Annotated in this window: 9 protein-coding genes; 1 reads left to right on the forward strand and 8 read right to left on the reverse strand. The window is 38.9% G+C overall.

Features of this window, described 5'->3' with window-relative positions; translation table 11 throughout:
• Positions 1 to 741: 741 nt before the first annotated feature.
• The 5 genes from ACFINA_RS03160 to ACFINA_RS03180 form a co-directional block, all read right to left on the reverse strand.
• Positions 742 to 894 carry a hypothetical protein gene (locus ACFINA_RS03160; RefSeq protein WP_375606492.1) on the reverse strand — a complete coding sequence of 51 codons (153 nt, stop codon included), beginning with the start codon at positions 892 to 894 and terminating at the stop codon, positions 742 to 744.
• A 530-nt stretch (positions 895 to 1,424) separates the two neighbouring features.
• Positions 1,425 to 1,637 carry a hypothetical protein gene (locus ACFINA_RS03165; protein WP_375606491.1) on the reverse strand — a complete coding sequence of 71 codons (213 nt, stop codon included), beginning with the start codon at positions 1,635 to 1,637 and terminating at the stop codon, positions 1,425 to 1,427.
• On the reverse strand, positions 1,630 to 1,842 hold the full coding sequence (locus ACFINA_RS03170; protein WP_375606490.1) for a hypothetical protein: 213 nt from the start codon (positions 1,840 to 1,842) through the stop codon (positions 1,630 to 1,632). The genes ACFINA_RS03165 and ACFINA_RS03170 overlap by 8 nt, the downstream gene beginning before the upstream one ends.
• Positions 1,766 to 2,002: a hypothetical protein gene (locus tag ACFINA_RS03175; RefSeq protein ID WP_375606489.1), complete on the reverse strand. Its 237-nt coding sequence runs from the start codon at positions 2,000 to 2,002 to the stop codon at positions 1,766 to 1,768. The genes ACFINA_RS03170 and ACFINA_RS03175 overlap by 77 nt, the downstream gene beginning before the upstream one ends.
• On the reverse strand, positions 1,999 to 2,661 hold the full coding sequence (locus ACFINA_RS03180) for a lysozyme (RefSeq protein ID WP_375606488.1): 663 nt from the start codon (positions 2,659 to 2,661) through the stop codon (positions 1,999 to 2,001). The genes ACFINA_RS03175 and ACFINA_RS03180 overlap by 4 nt, the downstream gene beginning before the upstream one ends.
• Before the next feature lie 141 nt (positions 2,662 to 2,802).
• Between ACFINA_RS03180 and ACFINA_RS03185 the strand changes: the two genes are divergently transcribed.
• Complete coding sequence (locus ACFINA_RS03185) at positions 2,803 to 3,150, forward strand: hypothetical protein (protein ID WP_375606487.1); 348 nt, start codon at positions 2,803 to 2,805, stop codon at positions 3,148 to 3,150.
• 667 nt (positions 3,151 to 3,817) lie between these two features.
• Here the strand turns inward: ACFINA_RS03185 and ACFINA_RS03190 are convergent.
• From ACFINA_RS03190 to ACFINA_RS03200, 3 genes are all read right to left on the reverse strand, one after another.
• Positions 3,818 to 4,744, reverse strand: a complete 927-nt coding sequence (locus tag ACFINA_RS03190) for a YopJ/AvrA family T3SS effector serine/threonine acetyltransferase (RefSeq protein ID WP_375615057.1) — start codon at positions 4,742 to 4,744, stop codon at positions 3,818 to 3,820.
• Positions 4,745 to 5,078: 334 nt separating this feature from the next.
• Positions 5,079 to 6,005 (reverse strand): YopJ/AvrA family T3SS effector serine/threonine acetyltransferase, encoded by a 927-nt coding sequence (locus tag ACFINA_RS03195; RefSeq protein WP_375606485.1) that lies wholly within the window; start codon positions 6,003 to 6,005, stop codon positions 5,079 to 5,081.
• A 336-nt stretch (positions 6,006 to 6,341) separates the two neighbouring features.
• A complete protein-coding gene (locus ACFINA_RS03200; RefSeq protein WP_375606484.1) occupies positions 6,342 to 7,286 on the reverse strand; it encodes a YopJ/AvrA family T3SS effector serine/threonine acetyltransferase in 945 nt (314 codons plus the stop codon).
• Positions 7,287 to 8,205: the final 919 nt, after the last annotated feature.

Raw genomic sequence — 8,205 nt, forward strand, 5'->3', positions numbered from 1 at the left:
TTTCTAAGCTTTTTTCCATAGAAATAATAAAGAAACGGGTCTTCTGGGCCCGTTTTTTTTTATGCTTTTTCACGTTTCATACAGTTTTTCCTTTTATGACAGTTCCTTTATCTTATAGGATTGTTCTATTCTCCACTGGTTTATCTACCGTCATTGTGAATGAATCTCACTCTTAATCCATAGCTTTTTCTCTTGTTTTTATGAAATGTTTCTATTGTGCGGGGATCGTGGTTTCCTTTGAAAATATTTTGCTAATAAAAATACAATTCTTTGATTTATAGTCAGTTATTCCTAATACAGTTCTGTTTTTTCATTTCAGATTTATGCCTGCACCGTTAAAAAATCCTGGGTTTGTGCTTCATAAGGTGAGAGGTCACTACGGTTTTTATGAACCAACGCAATCATTAAAAGTCAGTAGTTAAGAGTTAGTACCTATTGAGCGTTGGAAAGACAGAATTGAAAAGAGCATGATGGGGCTGGTTTGTTTTTTATGAATAAGATGCTGGTATTTCAAGCTTTTGCATAGAGGAATAAGCATCTCTCTGTTTAGTTGATCTCTGAAATGGGGAGACTGCTCCATTTGAGAAGCTTAAAGATAAAAGCTAATTTTTCGCCTTGCTCTCATCTTTTTTTCGGTAAGCTCATCACCTAAACTGGAGCCAAACCCATGTTGTTATACTCAAGTTCTGTTTGTTGCCTATATTGTGACAGAAAATTCTTGAGTAGGGAGCAATTTTTGAGCTAAGGGGACCATGACAGGTAGCCAAAAAAATCATGACGAGACAATAGGCGTGCTTGTGTTAGAATTTTTAATGCTTCTGATGATAAAGGCACGCGAAATTCTGTTGTAGCTTCATGCTTTCTTTTCATATTTTCGAGCCAAGGATTTTCCATATATTCTCTTCAACTTGACCTTTATGCATAGGACATAAGGGCATTGAGAGGGTGGGAATTGAGAGGGTGGGAATTGAGAGGCAGGGAATTGGGGGGCAGGGAATTGGGGGGCATTGAGAGGCAGGGAGGAGCCAGCTTGCTTTTTTATTAAACGTAAAGATAAGAGGTTTTATGTAAGGCTCCCATTACATTGCTTGTTTATGCGCTTCTTTAAAAGAAATATTTTGTAATACAAAATTCTTGGCTATGCTATTTATGAAGAGTATAAAATCATTTGGATATCAATAGATTATTTAAAAAATGTACGTTGGTATGATCCTTTTCTTATGTTACCAAAGTTATTGACTTACGCGTTGGTTAAAAATCTCTCTTCATGCTCCTAAATTCATTTCATGAAAGTGTTTGTGAAGAGTGTATAAAAATTTCTCGTGAGACGTGAAAAATCATCAATAAAACTCCATGTGTTCAAAAAATAACGAATGGCTTTTTATATTTAAAAGATTTAAAACGTCTCACGTTTTTTATTTATTTTAGAGCTGAATATTCGATTTTTGTGTAAAAATACTTCCCAGCACATCTATGATTCGTGAAAAATCAAGCGCTAATAAGAAAATGATGAAGATAATCCACTTCGTATAGCGTGACATCATTTTTACACTTTTATACGTTGTGATGATTTCTTGTAGGACTTCTTTTTCCTTTTCTGTAAGCTCTGTTTGTTTTTCCGTTTTTTTTCTAGCCATGTTTCCACCCACACATGTGTTCCCCTTGTTTGTTATGCTTTAAAATATCTCTTGCGAGATTTGAACTGATGATATTGAGATCTTTGTTGTCTAAATAAATGGGCATCCAACCAACGCAAGAAAAATGCTCATTGATTGTTTTTATCGCGCAACCAGTGAGTAAGAGAAGCGCGTACATCAGCATCACTTTTTTGATTAATTTCATTTTCCACCTCTAGCCGTGTTGTTGATGACTTTAGCGTTTTTTCTATTTGCTTTTGTTGTTCAACCTTCTTTCCAAGAGTGAAAGCTTTTGCTAAAGCGATAAAAAAAGCGGTCAGAGCCGCTCCTGTTATCATTAGATTTTTTTTCAACCACCACATCATAAGCGCTGCTCCCGAAACCGTTTTGCCACAAAGAAAATGCCAACGCAGGCGGCTAAAACCATAATGGTTGCTAATGCCCATTGGATGGGACCATTGCCTGCCAATAAGCCTCCAAGTCCAGAAAAAGAACCAATAATCGGTGTAAGCGCTTCTGCTTTGAAAAATCCTGTTGGTGCTTGCGTTTCTACAGTTTGATAGTTGGAAGAAACATAAGCCCCTTTTGCCCATAATCCCGATTCTGCTGCACGACGGTGCACTAAACCGTGAAGACGTTTTCCTCCTGCTTTAGTCCACTTTTGTAACTCAGCAGGGACAGCCTCATATTCGCCATTATTGAGCTTTTTTAGAAGGGTCGAATTACAAAAAGCCGATGTTCCTATATTATAGCAAAACGATACGAGCGCGGCGAATTGTTCATCCGTTAAAGAAACTGTCACATGTTTTTCAACGGTATTTTCAAATTGTCTTAAATCTTGAGAAAGAATTTCTTCTGCTTGTTTTTCAGTAATGATCATGCCCTTGTGAACGAACGGTTGGCCAGCCGTGGTGGTATGGCCATAGCCGATTGTCCACACCCCGATGGAATCTTTATAGGCTTGTAAACGCAATCCTTCCCATTGTTTAATGAGTGCAAGCCCTGCTGATGATATTTTTCTCATTTACTTCTCCATAAAATAAAGCCTCACGTTAACGTGAGGCTGGTTGACAGATTAAAAATGAATTTTTTCACGCTTCAAAAACAGAAAAGAAGAAAAAATTAATTAAATCAAAATGTTACCTGTGTAATTCTAGGGGCATGGTTGGATGTGGTCATATTTTCCGTTGGGAGAGTGTTGTTGTTGGTTTTGAGACCCGTTCCCATGGGGTGGTTTGTTGATCGCGTCTTATTGGTGCGGGCGGTGTTGATGTGGTGCACACGGGGTCATTGCCATTGTGCTGGCGGTTTTGTTGGCGCGGGGGTAGCATGGTGGGGAAAGGACGATGGGCTCCCCCCGGTTAAGCTGGTTGTGAGGGGGAGAGGGTTCTATAAAAAATTCCGTATAGAGGTGCATTCTGGTCCCATAAATTCTTTTTCTCTTGTGAGAAAGAGTTTTTGCAAGGGGAAAGGGTTTGTTTGTGGGGATGGAGAGCGTTGTTGTTGGTTTTGAGATCCGTTCCCATGAGGTGTGGTTTGTTGATCGCGTCTTATTGGCGCGGGCGGTGTTGATGTGGTGCACACGGGTCATTGCCATTGCGCTGGCGGTTTTGTTGGCGATTGTGTTAGTGGTGGCATGATACGGGTGAGGTTGGAGGGGTGACATGTATGGTATGGTGAGTGGAACTCTTAGAAGGGCACTGTTGGCGCGGCAGGGATTGGGAGAGGTGTACAATTATTTGTGTTGGCAGTGGTTGTGAGGAGTGAGAGATGGAGAGAACGGATGGTGTGTGATTGTGGGGACAGAGAGCGGCTGTTCGTGGTGGTTTGAGAGCATGGCATTGATGTGGGGGTGTTTGAGATACGAAGTGGATACTCTCAGAAAAACAAGACATATGCTTTTACTGAAGACGAAAGCATTAAATATTTTATGTATCAAGCGTTTTGCTTATCCAAAGAGCCTCATTGTTACACAGAGCTTTGGGCTAACAAGAGCTGTGGAATTTTGATACAATTTTAAGAGGGGCTGGTTTTATAGGACAATGGTGTTTTTCTTTAAGAGGAAAGTTGTTGGCTATTTTTGTTTTAAGAGAGCAAAAGCTGGTTTGCTTAGAGAAATCTTAACCGTAAAGCAGCCTCTCTTCGTTCTTTGATGAATAGGAATATGGAAAAAGCCTTAATTACATCGTTAAAGATTTGTATTCAGTAATCCTTTTTTGGTGGGAGGAAACAGAAACAGTTTTTCCTTCTGTTGTTCTTAAGTTTTTTTCAAACCTCTCTCTCAGAGTTTCCCCTTTTTTGTTGACTGTTTCATGTTCAGCTTCCGGATGGACTTTTAAATAGTGTTCTAGACGTCTTTTTCCTTGCGCATGTTTATAAAAAGTGGTTGGAAGATAGGAATCTAACTTTTCAGCAGATACAGATGAATTGGGTTCACATAATACACCCTTAACATTATCTTTGTGCAATCTTGCTAATTTATCAGATTCAAGATGAAGCTTTTTGGCAAGGCTTAAGCTGAACATTCCACATTCAGAAGAGCTTCGCTGAATATCCATTTCTGCTGTGGTAAAAGAATAAGGAGGCAGTTGAAGACGTTGAAGGGTTTGATTTATTTTTATCCCTAGTTTGCAAGCCGCGATATTCTGAAATGTTGTAGGTTCAAGCATAATCAAAGAGATTTTCTCATCAACTTTTTGATAATCAAGGACGGCAAAGTGGATTTTGCTTCCCGAATTGACTATAAATCGTGCAGAATTTGCGCCGCTCTCAACGACTTCTTTTAGGGCGTGCGAAAACTCTTCTGCTGTAAGAGCCAATTTGAGATTCATGTCTGGATATTTGCTGTTTGCTTTTTCTACGAGAGCTGGCATCAATCTAATATCTGTGTTTTCATAATAAGAGTTAATCCAACGGCCGGTTACAAGATCTCTCTCTAAGCCTGTAATAATATCTTTTAATTCGACAGAATTCGGTGCAGTATGTTCTTCTTCTTTTTGGATGGAACTTTGCATTAAACGTGCAATAAGGTCTTCTAAAGATTCATTTGCACTTGCTCCTTCTGGTGTTTGTGAGGAATGAGGGAGGGAAGAATCTTGTGGCTTCATAATCTTAGCCTCTATATTGATGATCGATAAATGGTATTATTTCTTCAATTTTGGCTAAACAATGTTTGCAGGAAAGATTTTTATCTAAAAAAAACAAAGAGATGAAATCATCTTTATTTTAAAAAATTTTGTTACCAAAGACAAAATCGCACGCTTTTCAGAGTCAAAGGTAAGGTATCTTTTTATCTTTTAAGAGATCACGTTGCTTACTGTTTGCATCTTTACCTCTTTCAAAGGGAAAAGAAGATTTGCTAACAGCAATTTATGCCTTACCGTAAAGCCGCAGAGCTTCATTCTTTGTGGATGTGGAATATGGCTATGGCCAAAACGCTTATTACATCATTAGAGATTTGTATTCTGTAGCTCTTTTTCTGTGTTGTGAAACAGAAACAGTTTTTGTCTCTGTTTCCACTAAGCTTCTCTCAAATCTTTCGGTTAGGGTTTCGCCTTTTTTGTTTACTTTCTCCTGTGCTGCTTCTGGATTGGCTTTTAGATATTCCCCAAGACGTCTTCTTCCTTGCACGTGTTTGTAAAAAGAGGTTGGAAGATATGTATCTAACTTTTCAGGAGATAGAGGTGTATCTGGTTCACATAATACACCCTTAACATTATCCTTATGCAGTCTTTCTAATTTTTGAGATTCGGTATGAAGCTTTTTAGCAAGGGCTAAGCTGAACATTCCACATTCAGAAGAGCTTCGCTGAATATCCATTTCTACCATGGCAAAAGAACAATTGGGCAACTCATGCGCTTTAAGAGCCAATTGTGTTCTTAATGCCAGCACTGCTGGTTTCATATTGTTGAGTGTTGTAGGTTCAAAAAATATCACGGAGGTTTTGTCATCGATGGTTTGATGATCAATCACTGAAAAATGGATTCCCCTGTCCTTTGTGTGAATAATAAATCTAGAAGATTGAACGCCGTTTTCGATGGCTTCTTTGAGTGCAAGGGCAAAGTCGTGAGATGACGCTGCCAATTGAAGACGCATGTCGGGATATTTACGATTTGCCTGATCTATCAAGGCTGGCATTAGTTTAAGGTCTGTACTTGCATAATCAGCTGTGAACCAACGACCCGTTGAGATATCATCCTCTAAACGGGCAACAATATCTTTTAATTCCTCACGATTGAATGGGATATCTTTGCCTTTTTCGCTACTGGGTTGTTCTAAATGTGCAGCAAGAGTGTCTAACGATGCATTTGCACTTGCTCCTTCTGGTGTTTGTGAGGAATGAGGGAGGGAAGAATCTTGTGGCTTCATGCTATTAGCCTCCATATTGATAATCGATAGGTGATATTATCTTCTTCAATTCTGGCTAAACAATGTTTTGCAGGAAAGATTTTTATCTAAAAAAAACAAAGAGATGAAATCATCTTTATTTTAAAAAATTTTGTTACCAAAGACAAAATCGCACGCTTTTCAGAGTCAAAGGTAAGGTATCTTTTTATCTTTTAAGAGATCACGTTGCTTACTGTTTGCATCTTTACCTCTTTCAAAGGGAAAAGAAGATTTGCTAACAGCAATTTATGCCTTACCGTAAAGCCGCAGAGCTTCATTCTTTGTGGATGTGGAATATGGCTATGGCCAAAACGCTTATTACATCATTAGAGATTTGTATTCTGTAGCTCTTTTTCTGTGTTGTGAAACAGAAACAGTTTTTGTCTCTGTTGCTACCAAGCTTCTCTCAAATCTTTCGGTTAGGGTTTCGCCTTTTTTGTTTACTTTCTCCTGTGCTGCTTCTGGGTTGGCTTTTAGATATTCCCCAAGACGTCTTCTGCCTTGCACGTGTTTGTATAAACGAGCTGGAAGATATGGATCTAATTTTTCAGCAGGTAAAGGCGTGTCTGGTTCACATAACACACCCTTAATATTATCTTTGTGTAGTCTTTCTAATTTTTGAGCTTCGAGATAAAGCTTTTTGGCAAGGCTTAAGCTGAACATCCCACATTCAGAGGAGCTTCGTTGAATATCCATTTCTACCATGGCAAAATGAATATTCGGAAATTGGTGATGTTCAATGGATTGTCGCGTTCTTAATGCCAGTAATGCGGGAAGCGTGTCACGCAGTAAGGTCGGTTCAAAAAAGATCAAAGATGTTTTATTATCAATGGTTTGATGATCGACAACCGCAAAATGAATTCCCCTATCTTGTGCGTTAACGATCAGCCTAGAAGATTTTATGCCCTTTTCGAGCGTTTCTTTGAGTGCAAGGGCAAAGCCGTCTGGGGGGCTTGTAAGTTTGAGATTCATCTCTGGATATTTACGATTTGCTTGATCGACCAAGGCTGGCATCATGTACAGATCTAGAATATCATAATAATTTTTGATCCAACTGCCATCGGCATTATGCTTTTCTAAACCGGCAATAATATCTTTTAATTCCGCACGATTAAAAGGGGTGTTTTTTATTTTTTCAATGTTAAGCCGTTCTAAATGTGCAGTAAGAGTGTCTAATGATGCATTTGCACGCGCCTCTTCAGGTGCACTTGCACCTTCTGGGGTTTGTGAGGAATGAGGTGGGGGGGAATCTTGTGGCTTCATACTATTAGCCTCCATATTGATGATCGATAGGTAATATTATCTTCTTCAATTCTGGCTAAACAATGTTTTGAAAAACAAGCCTTTGCATCTTGAAAGGTGAGGCGATGAGAGCATAATAATGCCGTTTTCATATTTTTATGCGTGTAGTGCTCATCATTGCTGTGATGTATTATATTGGTATTTTATAAGGGGATTATTAGGGCGTTCTATTGGGAGCCCTTATTGAATACCACTTGTTTTGAAAATCTCAAAATTATGGGGCTGTTGGTGATGCAAATTGTGTAATGCAAAAGAAAACAGTCAGAAAAGGACGAAAGATACCTTCAAACCGTAAAGTTTTAAACATTGCCGCGAAACACACTGTTTTATAACAGTCTATGGTAATGCGAAAATTTTATGATGAAATCTGGACGCAGAAAACCCCTTACCGCATCTACCATTAAATACGATTTTTCATATTCTGTCAACCGCAAAACGATTATTTTTCCTTTTTTATCGCGGGAAAAAATCTACAGAAAAAAGCTCATTCATTAGCTATGCAGCAAAATATCTTGTTTTAATGGAAAAGTTTTTGATGTGGCAAAAAACATTTTCTCCTTTGAGAAAGGAGGGGAAAGGTGAAGGGAGAATTGTGGTTTTGAAATCCGTGGTATTTTATTGATGAAATTGGGAAGGCGGTGGTTGGAAGGTGTTGCGGGGGCAAAGCTTTAGGTGTTGCGCAGGGGGTGTTCCGAGGGGATGACGAGGTGGGGGACTCGTGGGTGCTTAGAGGCGTGATGGCTCTTCGAGTGGCTGTTGGGGTCTCTAAAGGTTTCTGTATAAAGATTTATTGAGTAAATGCTTTTTCTCCTTTGAGAAAGGAGGGGAAAGGTGAAGGGAGAATTGTGGTTTTGAAATCCGTGGTATTTTATTGATGAAA

Source organism: Bartonella sp. AC10YNML (genome assembly GCF_042196825.1).
Taxonomy (GTDB): Bacteria; Pseudomonadota; Alphaproteobacteria; order Rhizobiales; family Rhizobiaceae; genus Bartonella.

What these genes read in the sequence shown, in the direction of transcription:
- ACFINA_RS03160 (WP_375606492.1), bottom strand. Translation starts at nt 894, where the DNA reads ATGGAAAATCCTTGGCTCGAAAATATGAAAAGAAAGCATGAAGCTACA.
- ACFINA_RS03165 (WP_375606491.1), bottom strand. Translation starts at nt 1,637, where the DNA reads ATGGCTAGAAAAAAAACGGAAAAACAAACAGAGCTTACAGAAAAGGAA.
- ACFINA_RS03170 (WP_375606490.1), bottom strand. Translation starts at nt 1,842, where the DNA reads ATGAAATTAATCAAAAAAGTGATGCTGATGTACGCGCTTCTCTTACTC.
- ACFINA_RS03175 (WP_375606489.1), bottom strand. Translation starts at nt 2,002, where the DNA reads ATGATGTGGTGGTTGAAAAAAAATCTAATGATAACAGGAGCGGCTCTG.
- ACFINA_RS03180 (WP_375606488.1), bottom strand. Translation starts at nt 2,661, where the DNA reads ATGAGAAAAATATCATCAGCAGGGCTTGCACTCATTAAACAATGGGAA.
- ACFINA_RS03190 (WP_375615057.1), bottom strand. Translation starts at nt 4,744, where the DNA reads ATGAAGCCACAAGATTCTTCCCTCCCTCATTCCTCACAAACACCAGAA.
- ACFINA_RS03195 (WP_375606485.1), bottom strand. Translation starts at nt 6,005, where the DNA reads ATGAAGCCACAAGATTCTTCCCTCCCTCATTCCTCACAAACACCAGAA.
- ACFINA_RS03200 (WP_375606484.1), bottom strand. Translation starts at nt 7,286, where the DNA reads ATGAAGCCACAAGATTCCCCCCCACCTCATTCCTCACAAACCCCAGAA.